This is a genomic window from Burkholderia lata, from assembly GCF_902499025.1.
In the GTDB taxonomy this organism is placed as follows: Bacteria; Pseudomonadota; Gammaproteobacteria; order Burkholderiales; family Burkholderiaceae; genus Burkholderia; species Burkholderia lata_C.
Genome location: NZ_CABVPW010000002.1, coordinates 99,744 through 115,561 on the forward strand (window position 1 = coordinate 99,744; position 15,818 = coordinate 115,561).

Consider the following 15,818-nt stretch of genomic DNA (forward strand, 5'->3'; position numbering starts at 1 on the left):
GGATTCAAAGCCACGCCATGCCCTGCCGCACCGCGTCGTGCGCGCGCTCGGTCAGCGGGTCGCCGTGCGCAAGCGCCACGCGTTCGAACGGCCATTCCAGCAGCCGGTCGATGCATGCGCGGGCCACGCGCCGGTCCCGATAGACCACGCGCAGCAACGGATGCCAGCCAACGTGCCCGAGCACGCCGCCCAGGCGCAGGTAGTGCCGCGTCAGCCAGTGCGGCGACGCGTGAAAGTTCTCGACGAGATCGCAGGCGATCAGTGTGCGGCTGGCCGGGTGATAAAACACCGTCTCGCGCAGCAGGCAGCCTTCGATCGTCAGCAGCTCGAAGTCGCCGCCCCACTCCGGATGCGGCACCTCCGTCAGCACCGCATCGAAGCGCAGGTCCTTGCGCTTGCGCTGCAGCGCGGCGGGGCCGTGCAGCACCGCGCGCGGATACGCGGCGACGGCGCCGGCCGCATAGAGGTGGTGAAACAGGTTCGGGCAGACGATGTGGCCGACCTCGCCGAGCGCATCGATTTCCGCGCGCAATCCGGCGTCCAGCGGCACCGGCGAATGCAGCAGCAGCCGGCCCGACGACAGCCGGACGACGGTCATGCGCGTACCGACATGCAGCCCCATGAAAGAATGAGGGACTGATGCAGTCCAGATATCCTTCGTCAACGTATCAAGGGCGGGCATCGCCAGAACCGACAATGTTTGAGTTGCAAACATTGTCGAACGTGACATTGAACACTGTCAAATGAGTAGAAACCCCGGGAATCAGAAAGCGGGCTACCACCACGGCAACCTGCGGCAGGCCGTGCTGGATCTGGCCTTTGCCGCGCTCGAGCATGCGAACGGGCGGGAGTTGAGCGTGCGCCACCTGGCGACGCAGTTGGGCGTGTCGGATTCGGCCGTCTATCGCCACTTCGTCAACAAGGATGCGTTGCTGGTCGCGCTGGTGGTCGAAGGCTTCCGGCGCCTGACGCAAGTGCAGATCGACGCGTTTGCCGCGGAGATCTCACGCGGCGCGTCGGCGCGCGACGCGTTTCGGGCCGGCGGGCTGGCCCATGTGAAGTTCGCGCACGCACATGCCGAGTTGTTCCGGCTCATGTACGGCGGCTTTGCGGTCCAGCACCGGGACGATGCCGAACTCGTCCAGGCGCGGCGCGACAACAGCGAGGTGACGACGCAGGCGATCCGCAGGATGGTGGGATCCACCATCGACGAACAGCAGATCCGCGCGTTCAGCGTCGGCGTGCGCAGCTTCGTGCATGGCTTCGCGATGCTGTGGATCGACGGTCATCTCGAAGGCGGGGAGGCGGAGATCGAGGCGCTGGCGGAAGCGGCGTTCGAGTTCTCGATGCATGCGTTTCCCGACTCGGTGCGATGACGAGGCTGGGGATGCGACGCTTTTGCGAGGAACGCGGCGCGCGTGAGTGAACCTCCGCGCGCCGTTGCCGCTCAGCGCACGTGCACGCCGCGCAGTTGCGTCAGCAAGGCCACGAGACGATCGATGTGCGCGTCTTCGGTACGCCACGACGACACGCTGATCCGGAACGCCGGCCGCCCCTGCCACACCGTCGCGCCAAACCACACGTCGCCCGATGCCTGCGCGGCCGCGAGGATCGCCGCCGTTTCGTCGTCGGTACCGGCACGCACGAGCACCTGGTTCAGCACGACGCGGTTCAGCACGTCGTAGCCGGCGGCACGCAGGCCGTCCGCGACCCGCGTCGCCTGCGCGCAATGCCGCTCGACCATCGTGGCCACGCCGGCGCGGCCGAGCGAGCGCAGCGCGGCCCACACGGGAATGCCGCGCGCGCGCCGCGAGAATTCGAGGTTCAGGTTCTTCTGCGCGTCCTGCGCGCCGCTCAGGTAGACGGCGTCGCTGTTCATCGCGGTCGCGAGCGCGGCCGCGTCGCGGCAGATCACCATCGCGCCGTCGTACGGCGTGTTGAGCCACTTGTGACCGTCGGTCGTCCAGCTGTCCGCGCCGTCGATGCCGTCCGTCAGCGCGCGCTTCGACGAGGCGCGGGCCCACAGGCCGAACGCGCCGTCGACGTGCACCCACGCACCGGCCGCCTTCGCGGGCGGAATCAGCGCCGCGAACGGATCGAATTCGCCGGTGTTCACTTCGCCGGCCTGCACGCAGAGGATCGTCATGTCGTCGAGCGGCGGCAGCTGGGCCGGATCGATGCGGCCGTGCGCGTCGACCGGCGCGACGACGAGGCGCTTCATCCCGAAACCGAGCACGCGCAGCGCCTTCTTCACCGTGATGTGCGCGAGCTCGGAGATCACGACCTTCACTTCGGGCGCGCCGATGAGACCGTCAGCGTCGACGTCCCAGCCCTTTCGCGCAAGCAGCGCGCGCCGCGCGGCCACCAGCGCGACGAGCGTGCAGGCCGTCGCACTCGTGCCGAAACCGACCGCGCTGCCTTCAGGCAACCCGAGCACGTCGACGACCCAGCGCGCGGCCTGGCGCTCGATCGTCGCGGCCACCGGCGAATTCGCATACGACGACGCGCACTGGTCCCATGCGAGCATCAGTCGCTCGGCCGCTGCCGCGGCCGGCAACGTGGCGCCGATCACGAAGCCGAAGTAGTTCGGGCCGTTCGACGCGACGGTTGCGGGCGTGCCGCGCTCGTCGAGCAGGCGCAGCACGTCGTCGGCGGGGCGGCCGGTATCGGGCAGCGGCTCGTCGAACGCCGCAAGGCCGGCCACTGCGGCCGCATCGGGAAACGCGCGCCGCTCGTTCGTCGCGGCCAGATACGCGTGCGCGCGCCGGTCGGCGTCGGCCAGCAATGCAAGTTCGTCCATGTCGGTTGCCTCGGTAGGAATCAGAGTTGCGAGAGATCGTGGCCGAGCTGCTGCAGCGCACCGTCGATCCGCTTGTAGTACGTGAACTTGCCGGCGCGGGTCGCCTGCACGAGCCCGGCATCCGCGAGGATGCGCATGTGGCGCGTGGTGGTGGCCGGCGCGATGCCGAGCTTCTCGGTGATGTACGTGCAGCACACGCCGAGTTCGTCGAAATCGCCGTGCGGCTGCGGCGGGAAATGCTTGCGCGGCTGCTTGAGCCAGCGCATCACGGCCAGGCGGCTTTCGTTGGCCAGTGCGCTGATGCGGGTGACGTCGTCCATGAGAATGCGGAGCTCGATTAACGTTTCGAATATTAGCTAAATGACGAAATGTATGCAATCGATCGAACACCGGTTTCAACCCACGACGTCGCACGCCCGATCGTCACGTCGGCCTTCGATACGATCGTGGCAAGACACACTGCCGCAACGCTCGCCGGATCGCGTGAACCCTGCCGGTTCCTTTACGCGCCTCCCAGCGCCTGCGCCAACCTGTCGATCAGCGCACGCACGCGCCTCGGCTGCACGGCGTTGCCCGGATAGACGATCTGCAAATCGACGTCGCCCGGCGAGAATGCGCGCAGGACTTCGACGAGCGCGCCGGACGCCAGATCCTGCTCGACGTCGACCAGCGACTTCAGCGCGACGCCGTGCCCCACGACGCACCACGCGCGCACGAGCGCACCGTCGTTGGCCACACGCCGGCCGCGCACCGTCACGCGCCGGGGTTCGCCATCGATGCTGAACGGCCATTCGGCATACAGGTCCTGCCCGAAGCGCATCACGATGCAGTCGTGCGCGGCGAGATCGTCCGGATGCCGCGGCGTGCCGTGCGCCGCGAGATACGCGGGCGACGCGCACACCACGCGCCGCGCACGGCCGAGCGAACGGCTGCGCAGCGAACTGTCGGCGAGCACCCCTCGGCGGATCGCGAAATCGAGCCCCTGCCCGACGACATCCACGTAACCGTCGCCGAGATGCAGGTCGACCGTGACGCCCGGATGCTCGACGAGGAACGCGTCGACGACGGGCACCACGCGCTCGCGCCCGAGATCGGCCGGCGCACTGAAGCGCACGGGGCCCGACAGCGTCTGCACGCCGAGTCGCACGCGGCTTTCGAGTTCGTCGGCTTCGGCGAGCAGTCGCCGCGCGCCGTCGACGAGCGTGCGGCCTTCGTCGGTCAGGCTGATCGCGCGCGTCGTGCGCGTGAGCAGCGCCGCGCCGTAGTGGCGCTCGAGCGCCGTCAGCCGCTCGGACACGGTGGCCGGCGACAGCCCGAATTCGCGGCCCGCCGCGGCCAGTCCACCCTTCTCCACGATGCGCAGGAACAGCGCGAGATTGTCGAGCAGCATTATTCGCCCCTTCCGAACGATATTTTCGAAGTCTGCCCAATTATCCGAAATATCCGCAAGCGATACAGTGTGCCAACGCCGGCCTCGCGGCCGCCCGTCGACACTTCGATCACCCCAAGGAAACCCGCCATGGAATACCGCACCCTCGGCCGCTCCGGCCTCAAGGTTCCCGTCCTGAGCTTCGGCGCCGGCACGTTCGGCGGCACCGGCCCGCTGTTCAGCGCATGGGGCAACACCGGCGTCGACGAAGCGCGCCGCCTGATCGACATCTGCGTCGAAGCCGGCGTGAACCTGTTCGACACGGCCGACGTGTATTCGGACGGCGAATCCGAGCGCGTGCTTGGCGCCGCGATCAAGGGACGCCGCGACCAGGTGCTGATCTCGACGAAGACGGGCCTGCCGACCGGCAGCGGCCCGAACGACGCGGGCACGTCGCGCGCGCGGCTGGTCCGCGCCGTCGACGACGCGCTGCGCCGCCTCGACACCGACTACATCGACCTGCTGCAACTCCACGCGTTCGATGCGAGCACGCCGGTCGAGGAAGTGATGTCGACGCTCGACGATCTCGTGCGCGCGGGCAAGCTGCGCTACATCGGCGTGTCGAATTTCGCGGGGTGGCAGATCATGAAGTCGCTGGCGGCGGCGGATCGGCACGGCTGGTCGCGTTACGTGGCGAACCAGGTCTACTACTCGCTCGTCGGCCGCGACTACGAGTGGGACCTGATGCCGCTCGGTGCCGACCAGGGGCTTGGCGCGCTCGTCTGGAGCCCGCTCGGCTGGGGCCGGCTCACCGGCAAGATCCGGCGCAACGCGCCGCTGCCCGAAGGCAGCCGCCTGCATGAAACGGCCAGCTACGGGCCACCGGTCGACGACGCGCGCCTGTACAACGTGGTCGATGCGCTCGACGCGATCGCCGAGGAAACCGGCAAGACCGTGCCGCAGATCGCGCTGAACTGGCTGCTGCAGCGCCCGACGGTATCGTCGGTGATCATCGGCGCGCGCAACGAGGAACAGTTGCGGCAAAACCTCGGCGCGGTCGGCTGGGCACTGACCGACGCGCAGGTCGCGAAGCTCGACGCGGCGAGCGCGGTCGAGGCGCCTTATCCGTACTTCCCGTATCGCCGCCAGCAGGCGTTCGCGCAGCTCAATCCGCCGCTGCGCGGGTAAGGGCGACGGCGTGCAGCGCTACGCCGGCACACGCGCATCGCCGAGCCGCACGACCTTGTCGGCCGGCCCGATGACCGAGCGGCGGTGCGTGATCGCGATGACCGTGACGTCGCGGGCCAGCAGCCGCACGTGTTCCATGATGTCGCGCTCGGTGACTTCATCGAGCGCGGAACTCGCTTCGTCGAGAAACAGCACGGTCGGGTCGCCGTACAGCGCACGGGCGATCGCGATGCGCTGGCGCTCGCCGCCGGACAGCTTCAGCCCGCGCTCGCCCACCGTCGTGCGGAAGCCGTCCGGCAGGCGCTCGATGAACGTCAGGATCGTCGCCTTCGCGGCCGCTTCGCGCAGACGCCGCGCATCGCGCGGCCGGCCGAGCAGGATGTTGTCTTCCAGGCTTTCGTTCAGCAGCACGACATCCTGCGGCACGACGGAAACCGCGCCGTACCAGTCGGCGCGATCGATCGCCGCGAGATCGACGCCGTCGACGAGAATGCGCCCGCCGGTCGGCTCGATCGACTTCAGCGCGAGCTTGAAGACGGTGGATTTCCCCGCACCGGTTTCGCCGACGAGGAACGTGATCGCCCCCCGTTCGGCGACGAAGTCGACGTCGGTCACGCCGCGGCCGTTGTCGTACGCATAGGCGACGCGGTCGAACACGATGCGCCCGTCCCGCGGCGCGAACGCCGACGCGTGCGACACCTGCCGCTCCTCGGGCGCCGTCCACAGCGCCGCGAACGGTACGAGCGCCGCGCGGGAACGTGCGCACTCGTCGACCGCGCGCGCGATCATTTCGAACGGCTGGTTCAGTTGCAGCAGCAACGTGTTGAACAGCACGATGTCGCCGATCGACAGCGCGCCCGCCGCATGGCGCGGCAGCAGCAGCCAGAACGTCACCGCGAACTGGATCGCGAGGCCGAGACCCAGCACCACGAGATAGCGGACGTGCTGCAGCACATACGCGCGCCAGCTGTCGCGCTCGACGCGCGCTTTCTCCGAGAAACGTTCGTTCATCCAGCGATGGCTGCCGAAATGCCGGAGCGTCTCCATCGCATTGATCGCGCCGCCGACGAAGCGCGCATTCTCCTGTCCGGCCTCGATCGCGCGATCGAGGAACGCGCGTGAGCGCCGCGCGCCGACGATCGCGATCGTCACCGCGACCGCGCCGTAGGCGGCGGTGATGGCCACGACCTCGACATTGATCAATGCGCCGAGCGTGACGAGCGTCAGCACGATCTGCAGCGCGCCGGGGATCAGGTCCATCAGGCTCAGCAGCACGAGCACCGACAGCGCCCGGCTGCCGCGCTGGTTCGCATTCTGGATTTCGGCGGGATTGTGCTCGACGAAGAACGCCGTGGTCTTCTTCAGGATGCGCTCGAAAAAGCGCGTGCTGGTGATGAAGCCCAGATTCTCCGAGCTCATGAACGCCAGGTACTGCACCACGCGTTGCAGCGCGCTGGAGAGGCCCAGCAGCGCCGCGTAAAGCACGAAGCCCGGGATCAGCGCGTGGAACACGTCGCGGTGCGACAGCGCGTCGATCAGGCGCGAGAACAGATAAGGCGCGGCAACCGTGCTCGCGCTCGACAGGAGGACGACCGCCACGACCGTCAGCAACATCAGGCGATCGGCTTTCCAGTAAGCCCGCAAGACCTCGGTGATCGGATGCGACGCACGGGTTTCGTTCATGACGGAATGAACCGGGTACGACGCAGCCCGGATGGCAGCGATGGGCGAAAAAGTCTAACAGAGTGAAAGGAATGGCGTGGTGTCGTTCGGGCGGGATGGCGGCATGTGCTGCACGGTTCCTGGCGGCCCTTTCCGTTCAAAAAGACCGTTGAGCGGTTGATGACTTCCGTTCCAGGGAGCGCTTGCCATGCTGAGTGTCGTGCCTGAGCCGGGCCGGCTCGACCGAACGGCGGTCAGCGCTCACATTGACATATCGGTAATTCTCGATATACTCGCCCCCCATGGAATTGCTCGACATCTTCAAAGCCCTCTCGAACCGGACACGCCTTGAAATCCTGCAAGGCTTGAAGGATCCCGTGAAGAACTTCCCGCCGCAGGATGAAGGGGACGTTCACACGGTGGGCGTCTGCGTCAGCAGTATTCAGGAAGGCGTCGGGCTGTCGCAGTCGACGGTATCCGATTACCTTGCGACGCTGCAACGAGCAGGCCTGGTGGAAGTCAGGCGCATTGGCCAGTGGACCTACTACAAGCGGAACGAAGCGGCGATCAGCGCGCTGGCCAAGACCATCGGGAAAGACCTGTAATTTTTTGCCCCATGATATCGATAATTCCCGATATCCCTATTTACCGAAACGCGGAGATGCAATGAAAGCGCTGTTGCTCAAGTCATTTGGCGGCCCGGAATCATTCGAACTACGTGACGTACCCAAGCCGGTGCCGCACGCGGGACAAGTCCTGGTCCGGGTTCACGCCACCTCCATCAATCCACTGGATTACCAGGTCCGACGGGGCGACTATCCGGACCTGGTGCCACTGCCAGCCATTACCGGACACGACGTATCGGGCGTGGTCGAAGCCGTCGGGCCGGGTGTGACGGCCTTCTCGCCGGGAGACGAAGTCTGGTACACCCCGCAGATCTTCGACGGGCCGGGCAGTTACGCCGAGTACCACGTGGCGGCCGAAAGCATCGTCGGGAAGAAGCCTCCTTCGCTCAGTCATCTCGAAGCGGCCAGCCTGACCCTGGTCGGCGGAACGGTTTGGGAAGCACTGGTCGTGCGTGCAGCGCTTCGTGTTGGGGAAAGCATTCTGGTACACGGCGGCGCAGGAGGCGTCGGCCATGTGGCGATCCAGCTCGCCAAAGCCATCGGTGCAAGGGTGTTCACGACCGTGCGCGAAGCAAACGTCGAGTTCGCCCGGAGCCTGGGTGCGGATGTGGTCATCGACTACGAAAAGGACGATTACGTCGACGCCGTCATGCGAAACACCGGGGGCCGCGGCGTCGATGTCGTGTTCGACACCATCGGCGGCAACACCCTGTCGCGCAGCCCCGATGCGCTCGCCCAGCTTGGCCGCGTCGTCACGATCGTGGACATCGCTCAGCCGCAAAACGTCATTCAGGCCTGGGGCAAGAACGCGAGTTATCACTTCGTGTTCACGCGACAGAATCGCGGCAAGCTGGATGAGTTGAGTGCGTTGATTGCGCGCGGACAGTTGCGGCCACACATTGGCGCCGTCTATTCCCTTGCCGACGTTCCACTCGCGCATGCGCTGCTGGAGCGTCCCAACAACGGGCTTCGAGGAAAAATCGCGATTGCGGTCGAGCCGTCGGTTCATCCCGAACGGGGTGTCGGCGCTCAAGCGGCGTGACCTTTTTCTCGCGTGTTGACCGTAGCGAACTGTCCGTGATTCGCAATGCGCCGCGAGCATCAGGGTTGCGCAGGGGCCAAACCCGACAGCCCTAGGCGCAATCGACGTGATCGCCGCAGGTTCTGGCTGACGGTCGATATCGTGAGAATTGTGCGGCTCGTGGCACCATGAAATGCCGTCGGCATGGGCCTACCCATGGGGCCGCGAACTTCCTATCGTAGAGACCTGCGACGCGCCGGCCGGATCGGCGGCGCGCCCTCTTCTCATCGACAGGTCCGCCAACATGAACGCCAACGACACCGGACTGACCGTACGCGCGGTCACGGAAGACGACTACGACCAGTGGCTGCCCCTGTGGGATGGCTATAACCGCTTCTACGGCCGCTTCGACGATACGGCCCTGCCGCTGCGGGTCACACAACTCACTTGGTCGCGCTTCTTCGACGTCTACGAACCGGTGCATGCGCTCGTCGCCGAGCGCGCCGGCCGGCTCGTCGGGCTCGTGCATTTCCTGTATCACCGCAGCACGACGCTCGCCGGGCCGACCTGCTACCTGCAGGACCTGTTCACGCTCGACAGCGAACGCGGCAAGGGCGTCGGCCGCGCGCTGATCGAAGCCGTGTACGACACCGCGCGTGCGCATCGCGCCGAACGCGTGTATTGGCAGACGCACGAGACGAACCACACGGCGATGCGGCTCTACGACACCGTCGCGACAAAACCGGGAGCCGTGCTCTATCGGAAGGAGTTGTCGCGCTGAGCTGAAGGCGAGACGCGGATCAGCGCGCCCTCCTGAATCGCCCCGCCTGATGGAATGTCGCGATCTCCTCTCGGAACGGTCACCTCGACCAATTTGGTAGCCCAAGGGACACAAAATCGCCCGTTGGATCATTTTTTGTATCCCTAGGGCTACAATCCTCATCTGCCAATTTGTAGCAGAAGGGCTACAATCAAAGCCAATCTGGCAATTCTTGATGCCCTGGGGCTACAAATGACGACATTGGCCGATGTTGGAGAAATGCTGAAAGATGCTCGCCACTCAGCGGGGCTTTCACAGAAAGCGCTGGCCGAGCACGCTGGCGTCGCACGTACGACACTCGCACGCATGGAAACGCTTGCGCGAGGGGACATGAGCGTATCTGCGCTCATCCGTCTCCTTGAGGCCGCCGGCTATGACCTTCGAGCGGTGAAGCGCGGACACGTGCGCACGCTCGACGACGTGCTGGCCGAGCAACGCACGATGGGAGATGCGTGACATGCGCCTTCACGTCCATGTCAAAGGCAAACGCGTCGCTGATCTCTATCGACAGGCGGACGACTATGCGTTGCGCTACACCGAGGACGCCGACGACGGCGATTTTGCCAGCCTGACCATGCCCGTTCGTGAAGATGCCTGGGTCTGGCCGCGTGACCTGCATCCGTTCTTCCGGCAGAACCTGCCGGAAGGGTTTCTCTTTCAGGTGATTCGGGAAGAATTCGGCCCGTATCTCGACGGAACGGACCTCTCGCTCCTGGCCATCATCGGCGGCTCCGGCATCGGCCGCGTCACCGTCGCGCCCGAGGGCGGTACGCCAGGCGGAGAACTCGATCCGCTCGACCTGAAGAGCCTGCTGCACGAGGACATCACAACCGCCCGCTTTGCGGAACTCGTACGGTACTACGCGCGCGCCGCAATCTCAGGCGCCGTGCCCAAATTCCTTGCCCCCGAACGCTCGTCGGATCAAGCACCAGTCGGCAAGCAAACGCTACGCACGAGCCGGCACATCATCAAGGGATCCGACGAGCAAACGCCCTACCTGGGCTTCAACGAGCATTACTCGATGCAGGTGCTGGCAAGACTCGACGTCGCCCGAGTCGCGAAAACCACGATGTCGGATGACGGCCGCGTGCTCGTCGTCGATCGATTCGACATCGACGGGCAAGGCCAGCCGGCGTTCGGCCTGGAAGACGCCTGCAGCCTGCTCGGCCTGCCTCCGCACGAAAAGTACCGCCCGTCGACCGAGCAGATCCTCAACGCAACGAAACCCTACATCGCCGCTGCGAATTGGCGACGAGAAGCCGAGCAGCTCGGCTGGCAGCTCATCACAAACTATGTCGTGCGCAACGCGGACTGCCACGCCAAGAACATCGCGCTTCTCTACTCGGGCATCGACGACGTCGTTTATACGCCCGCCTACGACATCGTCACCACGGAAGCCTATCCGCGCTTTGCAAACAATCCGCCCGGGCTGAGCATCGAAGGTCGCAAAACCTGGGCCCCTGGAAAAACGCTGGAGCGGTTTTTCAACACCCGCCTCGGCATCCCGCCGAAGCGGTACCGGGAAATGGTCGAAGCGCTGTGTGACTCCGCCGTATCGACCGGAAAAGACATTGTCGAAGCGGCAAAAAACGAGACGCGGTGGCATTGGATCGCCAAGCAGATGCTGCATGCATGGAACGAAGGAATGGGATCGCTGCGGAGCGCCAAACCACAGGTGGCATTCAAAGCGCTCACGCCGATCATCGAGGCTGCCGGATTCTCGGACGCAGATCGGGCCGATACCGCGAGAGAGGTCATTGGTCGCTCGGAATTGCTCGCAAATCCCGACAAGGGGAATTGAGGCCCGGCGAAATTCAACCCACCGGCCGCGCCTTGAGCCACAGAAACAGCGGCACGCGCGCCCACTGCTTCAACTGGTCCGTATCGGTCTGGTCGGGCGGCGGCTCGCGCAGCGACACGATCGCGAACCCGGCCGCTTCCAGCGCTTCCATGTACGCCTGCAGCGGCAGCGACCAGCCCGCGAAGTGCATCGACAGCCCGTCGCGCGTTTCCACGCCATCGAAGTGCTCGCGCCCGAAATAGCTGCCCTTCAGCACGAACGGCGCATCGGGTTGCGGCCCCGCGAAGCCGCCGCGATCGCGGAACGGATGCACGAGCGAGACAAACAGCGTCCCGCCCGGCTTCAGCACGCGGCGCGCCTCGTTCAACGCACGCTGCATGTCGTCGAGATCCATCAGCACGTTGTACGCCATCACGAGATCGAAGCTGGCTGAATCGAACGGCAGCGACGCCGCATCGGCCAGCTCGTAGCGATGCGCGGAATCCGCGTGACGCGCGGCGTCGAGCATCGCGGGCACCACGTCGGTCGCGGTCACGTCGTAGCCGAGCGCCTTCAGCTCGCGGCTCACGCGGCCTTCGCCGCAGCCGATCTCCAGCGCGCGGCCGGTGTCGCGGCCGATATAGGCCGCGAGCCCCGCGCGGTATTTCCAGAACGCGTCGTGCCCCGGCTTGCCGGCCCAACCGATCCATTGGTCGGCGACCTGCGTCCAGTGTTCGGTGATGGCTGTCGTGTCGGTCATGTGCGCTCCCGCCCGGTGGGCGTCGTTGGCTCAGGATGCGCATGGTAAGCCGAAGCGGCGGAACGCGTGAGCGCGGTGCGCCGCGCAGCCGGTTTCCGTTTCCGGCTGCGACGTTCTACAGTGACATAAAACAAGCTGCGCCGTTGCGCGTCGCCGCCGCTCGACGATGCGCACCCGATTCCGAGGAAATCCCATGCCGAGCATCCTGGCCGCGCCCGTCAATCTCCCCCCGAGCCCCGTCGCGGCGGAAACGCGCATGGTGCACGACGTCGCGACGCTGAAGCCGTCCGACTACCGTGCGGCGGACGGCGCGTCATGGGTCATCTCCACCGTCACGCCGGCCGCGGACAGCGGCACGAACGTGACCGGCACGACCTACTTCGACACCGCGAAAGGCCGGACCGTCCCGGTGCCCGACGCGCGACGCCGCTATGCGAATCGCGGCACCTGGCAGGTCGTCGCGAGTTCGAGCCCTTCCGTGCCCGCCACCGGCCGCTACGACTGGCTGACGCTCGCGTGGCTGCCGATCAACCGGCGGCCGCTGCCGCAAACGCCCGAGCACCTGTATTCGCCGTTCATTCGCGGCGGCACGATCGTGTATCGATGGAATCCGGCCGCGGAAGGCGGCGAACAGTTCGGCAACGTGCGGATGATCTTTCCCGAATGGACGCAGCAGGTGGCCGATGCATTGCGGGCTGCTCCAGCCTCGCCGCCGGACGGGGCCAGCGCGTCGGCCGAATCGTCGGCACTCGATCGCCTGAAAGCGGACACGAATCCGATGACCGCCGTGCTCGACTTCAGCGACGCGTTACGCGATGAACCGGTCGAGCGGATCGTTGCGCGGCTGCCCGCGTTGCTGCGGGTGAAGGATCTGCACGAACTGTCGGCGATCGTGTTCCTGTGCCTGTCCGGATCACGCGCCGAAGACCGGCCGCGCTTCGCGGAAATGATCAACGGCTCGATCGCGTCGACAGACGACAGCGCGCGCCTGCTTGCGATCGCGTACGGCGCATTCGCGGCCGGCCGGGCGCGGCCTTATCCGTTCAACGATGCGGGGCAGACGGCGCGGATCAACGACGTGTTCGGCGCGTTGAAGCGGCGGACGGCGGCTTTGAATGTGCCGGTCGGGGAAGGCTCGCCCTGGTACGAGTTCTTCACCGCGTACCGGCTCGGCGGGGCCGTGTCCGGCAACGGACCGTGATCGCCTGCGCGGGTCAGCGCCGCGACAGCAACGCCCGATCGCCCGTACCCGCACGCTCTCGCAATGCGGTCGGCCGGTTTTTCATCCGCGTATCACCCCGCGATCAATACATGCCGAATCGATTGTCGATCTATTCGACCTTTTGAATCGAATCGTCCGGTGTTAGATTGCCCTCCGGCCACAGAGCCATCTCAAATAACCCGAACTAAAAAAGACCAAATCATGAAATCTGTATTCCGTCATGCCGCTCTGGCACTGGTGACGATCGGCTTCCTGTCGGGCTGCGCGAGCAGCGTGACACGCGACGCCAGCGATCAGGCGGGGGCCATCGCAACGGCATCGACGTCCAAATTCGGCTCGAAGCCCGTGATCGTGCAAGTCACGCTCGACAATGCCGCGCAGGAAGCGCTGAAAGACAATCTGAAATTCAGCCCCGAGAACCTGAAAGGGAAAATCGAAAGCGCACTGGCCGCACGCAAGCTGCTGGCCAAGGCGGATTCGACCGATGCCATGCACCTGAACGTCGAAGTCAACGGCATTCGCGTGCGCTCGAGCTTCTCGGCCGTCATGTTCGGCTTCATGGCGGGCAACGATCATGTCGACGGCACCGTGACGCTGGTCGACGCCGACAATCATCAGATCGACCGCTTCAAGGTGTCGGCTTCGTATGCGCTCGGCGGTATCGCCGGCGGCATGGACGATACGCGCCTGAACTGGCTGTACGAGAAGTTCACCGAGAAGACGCTGACGACGCTCGAACCGGCGGCTGATGCGCAGCAACAGGCAGACGCTGCACCGGCGAAGAAGCTGTAATCGTCGACGCCCGACGGGCTACGCATGCGCGGCCCGTCGGGCGGTCACCACGGCGCTCGCCGCTTCGACGACGAAGCGGATATCGAGCGGGGCGACGTTCAGCGGGCGTGTTCGTCCTTCAGCATGCCCTTCAGCAGCAGACACGCGCCCCCACCCACCGCGCTCACGCACGCGACATAGCCGAAGTACAGCTGATAACCGTGCATGCCCGGATACGCGGTGGTCAGCCAGCCGTTCAGCAACGGCAGGAACACGTCCGGAGAATAGCCGAGCAGCGAGATGATGCCGATCGCGAGCCCCGTGATGCGCGCCGGCACGTCGCAGCGTTCGAGCACGCTCCAGTACAGGCCGCGCACCGCATACGTCAGCAGGCCGATCACGATCACGACACCCACGAGCAGCGCAAGCTGGTCGAGCGACGGAAACACGATCAGCCCGACGAACGCGAGCGCTGCGCAGAACAGCGCGCCACCCAGCACGTTCAGCGTGCCGATGCGATCGCCGATGAAGCCGCCGCCGATTCCGCCGATCGGCCGCATCCACAGCTTCAGCGACGCGATGAAACCGGCCGCGACGATCGACATGCCGACGCCCTTCTGCTGCAGATACGGCGAGATGCTGTAGGTCGCCCACGACAGGTGATAGCCGCAGAACACGATCACCGCGAACACCCACAGCCGGCGATTGCGCGCGAGCGTCAGCAGGTCGCGGCCAAGGTGGCCTTTCTCTGCCTTCACCGCATCGTGCGCCGTCGATCCGCCCGCATCCCTGACGAACAGCAGCAGCGCGCCGAGCGCGATGCAGACCGCCGAATAGCCGACGACCACCTGCCGGAACGCACCGCCGTGCGACACGCCGCGCGTGTCGACGAGCCACGCGAACAGCGCGAGCGACGCGGTCGCAAGCAGCGCTTCGATCAACCCGCGGCCGCCGTCGAGAAACCCGAAGAACCGGCCCTGCTCGCTCGGCCGCGCGATCGTCTTCACGCGCTTGATCACGGACGCCCAGAACGTCAGGCCCGTCGTTACACCCCAGCCGCAGAAGATCACCATCAACGTCGCATACGACGGTGCGCTCGCATACCAGAAGCCGAGCGCACCCGTCGCCGCGAGCGAGAAGCTGATCAACCAGCGCGGAGACAGCCGATCAGCGAGCCAGCCGCTCGGAAGGTAGCAGACGAGGAAGGTGGTGCCGAGTGCGGAATAGAGATAACCGAGCTGCGTGCGCGTGATCTGGAACAGGTCCAGCATCGTGTCCTGGTAGAACTGGCGCAGGTACAGCATCGGATAGATCGCGCCGGCCGCACAGACGAGCAGCGCAAGCTGCACAAAGCGGCCCGTCGATGCGGTCGTGGCGGTGTCGCCGGGGGGCGCGGTGCGGAGTGCCGCGTCATGGTTCGTCATGTGTCTCCTCCATCGGGTAGTCCCCGCCGGCTGTCGGCCGGCGTCATGCAGTGCGCGAGTGAATGCCCGGTGCTCGCATCTGGCAGCGGTCCTATTCCGTTTAATCAGCCGACATGGGTCGGTTCGCGGCCGCGCCCACCGGCCGCCACCAGGCATTCACGCCCGCACGCTTGACGATAAAAAAGCGGCCGCTCGCGGGAGGAGCGGCCGTCAAGGAGAGATCCCTGTTCGGGATACCGGAGGACACCACATCTCGCCGGTATGCGTATTGTTGATAACCGGTGCGCCACTGACCATCAGACGGGTCTGATTCGCTGCCCTTTCGCACGAAAATCACGGCGTCCTGAGCATGCCTCCTCCGACGAATCCGCAACG

16 protein-coding genes are annotated in these 15,818 nt (G+C 65.8%); 9 read left to right on the plus strand and 7 right to left on the minus strand.

The features are described 5' to 3' along the window. Nucleotides 1–4: 4 nt before the first annotated feature. Nucleotides 5–730: a DUF4336 domain-containing protein gene (locus tag BDI24065_RS02100; protein WP_368040766.1), complete on the minus strand. Its 726-nt coding sequence runs from the start codon at nucleotides 728–730 to the stop codon at nucleotides 5–7. A gap of 13 nt (nucleotides 731–743) precedes the next feature. Between BDI24065_RS02100 and BDI24065_RS02105 the strand changes: the two genes are divergently transcribed. After that, nucleotides 744–1,376 carry a TetR/AcrR family transcriptional regulator gene (locus tag BDI24065_RS02105; protein ID WP_175029800.1) on the plus strand — a complete coding sequence of 211 codons (633 nt, stop codon included), beginning with the start codon at nucleotides 744–746 and terminating at the stop codon, nucleotides 1,374–1,376. A gap of 71 nt (nucleotides 1,377–1,447) precedes the next feature. On the opposite strand, the gene BDI24065_RS02110 is transcribed toward BDI24065_RS02105, so the two are convergent. The 3 genes from BDI24065_RS02110 to BDI24065_RS02120 form a co-directional block, all read right to left on the minus strand. Further along, on the minus strand, nucleotides 1,448–2,800 hold the full coding sequence (locus BDI24065_RS02110) for a pyridoxal phosphate-dependent decarboxylase family protein (protein WP_175029801.1): 1,353 nt from the start codon (nucleotides 2,798–2,800) through the stop codon (nucleotides 1,448–1,450). 20 nt (nucleotides 2,801–2,820) lie between these two features. Continuing rightward, nucleotides 2,821–3,120, minus strand: a complete 300-nt coding sequence (locus BDI24065_RS02115) for an ArsR/SmtB family transcription factor (RefSeq protein ID WP_174956723.1) — start codon at nucleotides 3,118–3,120, stop codon at nucleotides 2,821–2,823. A gap of 182 nt (nucleotides 3,121–3,302) precedes the next feature. Further along, entirely contained in the window at nucleotides 3,303–4,190 is an 888-nt protein-coding gene (locus BDI24065_RS02120) for a LysR family transcriptional regulator (RefSeq protein WP_175029802.1), read from the minus strand. A 129-nt stretch (nucleotides 4,191–4,319) separates the two neighbouring features. Here BDI24065_RS02120 and BDI24065_RS02125 point away from each other — a divergent pair, with 129 nt between their 5' ends. Then, entirely contained in the window at nucleotides 4,320–5,357 is a 1,038-nt protein-coding gene (locus BDI24065_RS02125; RefSeq protein ID WP_175029803.1) for an aldo/keto reductase, read from the plus strand. An 18-nt stretch (nucleotides 5,358–5,375) separates the two neighbouring features. Here BDI24065_RS02125 and BDI24065_RS02130 read toward each other — a convergent pair whose 3' ends face one another. Beyond that, nucleotides 5,376–7,040 (minus strand): ABC transporter ATP-binding protein, encoded by a 1,665-nt coding sequence (locus BDI24065_RS02130; RefSeq protein ID WP_175029804.1) that lies wholly within the window; start codon nucleotides 7,038–7,040, stop codon nucleotides 5,376–5,378. 281 nt (nucleotides 7,041–7,321) lie between these two features. On the opposite strand from BDI24065_RS02130, the gene BDI24065_RS02135 reads away from it, so the two are divergent. The 5 genes from BDI24065_RS02135 (at nucleotide 7,322) to BDI24065_RS02155 (ending at nucleotide 11,287) form a co-directional block, all read left to right on the plus strand. Then, a complete protein-coding gene (locus BDI24065_RS02135; RefSeq protein WP_174914313.1) occupies nucleotides 7,322–7,624 on the plus strand; it encodes an ArsR/SmtB family transcription factor in 303 nt (100 codons plus the stop codon). Nucleotides 7,625–7,685: 61 nt separating this feature from the next. Next, nucleotides 7,686–8,687: a zinc-dependent alcohol dehydrogenase family protein gene (locus BDI24065_RS02140; protein ID WP_175029805.1), complete on the plus strand. Its 1,002-nt coding sequence runs from the start codon at nucleotides 7,686–7,688 to the stop codon at nucleotides 8,685–8,687. 283 nt (nucleotides 8,688–8,970) lie between these two features. Beyond that, complete coding sequence (locus BDI24065_RS02145; RefSeq protein WP_175029806.1) at nucleotides 8,971–9,447, plus strand: GNAT family N-acetyltransferase; 477 nt, start codon at nucleotides 8,971–8,973, stop codon at nucleotides 9,445–9,447. A 231-nt stretch (nucleotides 9,448–9,678) separates the two neighbouring features. Further along, a complete protein-coding gene (locus BDI24065_RS02150; protein ID WP_175029807.1) occupies nucleotides 9,679–9,942 on the plus strand; it encodes a helix-turn-helix domain-containing protein in 264 nt (87 codons plus the stop codon). Nucleotide 9,943: 1 nt separating this feature from the next. Further along, nucleotides 9,944–11,287 (plus strand): type II toxin-antitoxin system HipA family toxin, encoded by a 1,344-nt coding sequence (locus BDI24065_RS02155; protein ID WP_175029808.1) that lies wholly within the window; start codon nucleotides 9,944–9,946, stop codon nucleotides 11,285–11,287. 13 nt (nucleotides 11,288–11,300) lie between these two features. Here the strand turns inward: BDI24065_RS02155 and BDI24065_RS02160 are convergent, their stop codons facing one another. Further along, a complete protein-coding gene (locus BDI24065_RS02160; protein WP_175029809.1) occupies nucleotides 11,301–12,026 on the minus strand; it encodes a class I SAM-dependent methyltransferase in 726 nt (241 codons plus the stop codon). 193 nt (nucleotides 12,027–12,219) lie between these two features. Between BDI24065_RS02160 and BDI24065_RS02165 the strand changes: the two genes are divergently transcribed. Both BDI24065_RS02165 and BDI24065_RS02170 read left to right on the plus strand, forming a co-directional pair. Continuing rightward, a complete protein-coding gene (locus BDI24065_RS02165) occupies nucleotides 12,220–13,227 on the plus strand; it encodes a hypothetical protein (protein WP_175029810.1) in 1,008 nt (335 codons plus the stop codon). A 222-nt stretch (nucleotides 13,228–13,449) separates the two neighbouring features. Beyond that, nucleotides 13,450–14,040: a DUF4410 domain-containing protein gene (locus BDI24065_RS02170; protein ID WP_175029811.1), complete on the plus strand. Its 591-nt coding sequence runs from the start codon at nucleotides 13,450–13,452 to the stop codon at nucleotides 14,038–14,040. A gap of 98 nt (nucleotides 14,041–14,138) precedes the next feature. On the opposite strand, the gene BDI24065_RS02175 is transcribed toward BDI24065_RS02170, so the two are convergent. Next, nucleotides 14,139–15,443 (minus strand): MFS transporter, encoded by a 1,305-nt coding sequence (locus BDI24065_RS02175; protein WP_175029812.1) that lies wholly within the window; start codon nucleotides 15,441–15,443, stop codon nucleotides 14,139–14,141. Nucleotides 15,444–15,818 lie beyond the last annotated feature (375 nt).

What these genes read in the sequence shown, in the direction of transcription:
- BDI24065_RS02140 (WP_175029805.1), top strand. Translation starts at nt 7,686, where the DNA reads ATGAAAGCGCTGTTGCTCAAGTCATTTGGCGGCCCGGAATCATTCGAA.
- BDI24065_RS02125 (WP_175029803.1), top strand. Translation starts at nt 4,320, where the DNA reads ATGGAATACCGCACCCTCGGCCGCTCCGGCCTCAAGGTTCCCGTCCTG.
- BDI24065_RS02130 (WP_175029804.1), bottom strand. Translation starts at nt 7,040, where the DNA reads ATGAACGAAACCCGTGCGTCGCATCCGATCACCGAGGTCTTGCGGGCT.
- BDI24065_RS02170 (WP_175029811.1), top strand. Translation starts at nt 13,450, where the DNA reads ATGAAATCTGTATTCCGTCATGCCGCTCTGGCACTGGTGACGATCGGC.
- BDI24065_RS02145 (WP_175029806.1), top strand. Translation starts at nt 8,971, where the DNA reads ATGAACGCCAACGACACCGGACTGACCGTACGCGCGGTCACGGAAGAC.
- BDI24065_RS02175 (WP_175029812.1), bottom strand. Translation starts at nt 15,443, where the DNA reads ATGACGAACCATGACGCGGCACTCCGCACCGCGCCCCCCGGCGACACC.
- BDI24065_RS02120 (WP_175029802.1), bottom strand. Translation starts at nt 4,190, where the DNA reads ATGCTGCTCGACAATCTCGCGCTGTTCCTGCGCATCGTGGAGAAGGGT.
- BDI24065_RS02135 (WP_174914313.1), top strand. Translation starts at nt 7,322, where the DNA reads ATGGAATTGCTCGACATCTTCAAAGCCCTCTCGAACCGGACACGCCTT.
- BDI24065_RS02105 (WP_175029800.1), top strand. Translation starts at nt 744, where the DNA reads ATGAGTAGAAACCCCGGGAATCAGAAAGCGGGCTACCACCACGGCAAC.
- BDI24065_RS02155 (WP_175029808.1), top strand. Translation starts at nt 9,944, where the DNA reads ATGCGCCTTCACGTCCATGTCAAAGGCAAACGCGTCGCTGATCTCTAT.
- BDI24065_RS02115 (WP_174956723.1), bottom strand. Translation starts at nt 3,120, where the DNA reads ATGGACGACGTCACCCGCATCAGCGCACTGGCCAACGAAAGCCGCCTG.
- BDI24065_RS02150 (WP_175029807.1), top strand. Translation starts at nt 9,679, where the DNA reads ATGACGACATTGGCCGATGTTGGAGAAATGCTGAAAGATGCTCGCCAC.
- BDI24065_RS02165 (WP_175029810.1), top strand. Translation starts at nt 12,220, where the DNA reads ATGCCGAGCATCCTGGCCGCGCCCGTCAATCTCCCCCCGAGCCCCGTC.
- BDI24065_RS02160 (WP_175029809.1), bottom strand. Translation starts at nt 12,026, where the DNA reads ATGACCGACACGACAGCCATCACCGAACACTGGACGCAGGTCGCCGAC.
- BDI24065_RS02110 (WP_175029801.1), bottom strand. Translation starts at nt 2,800, where the DNA reads ATGGACGAACTTGCATTGCTGGCCGACGCCGACCGGCGCGCGCACGCG.
- BDI24065_RS02100 (WP_368040766.1), bottom strand. Translation starts at nt 730, where the DNA reads ATGTCACGTTCGACAATGTTTGCAACTCAAACATTGTCGGTTCTGGCG.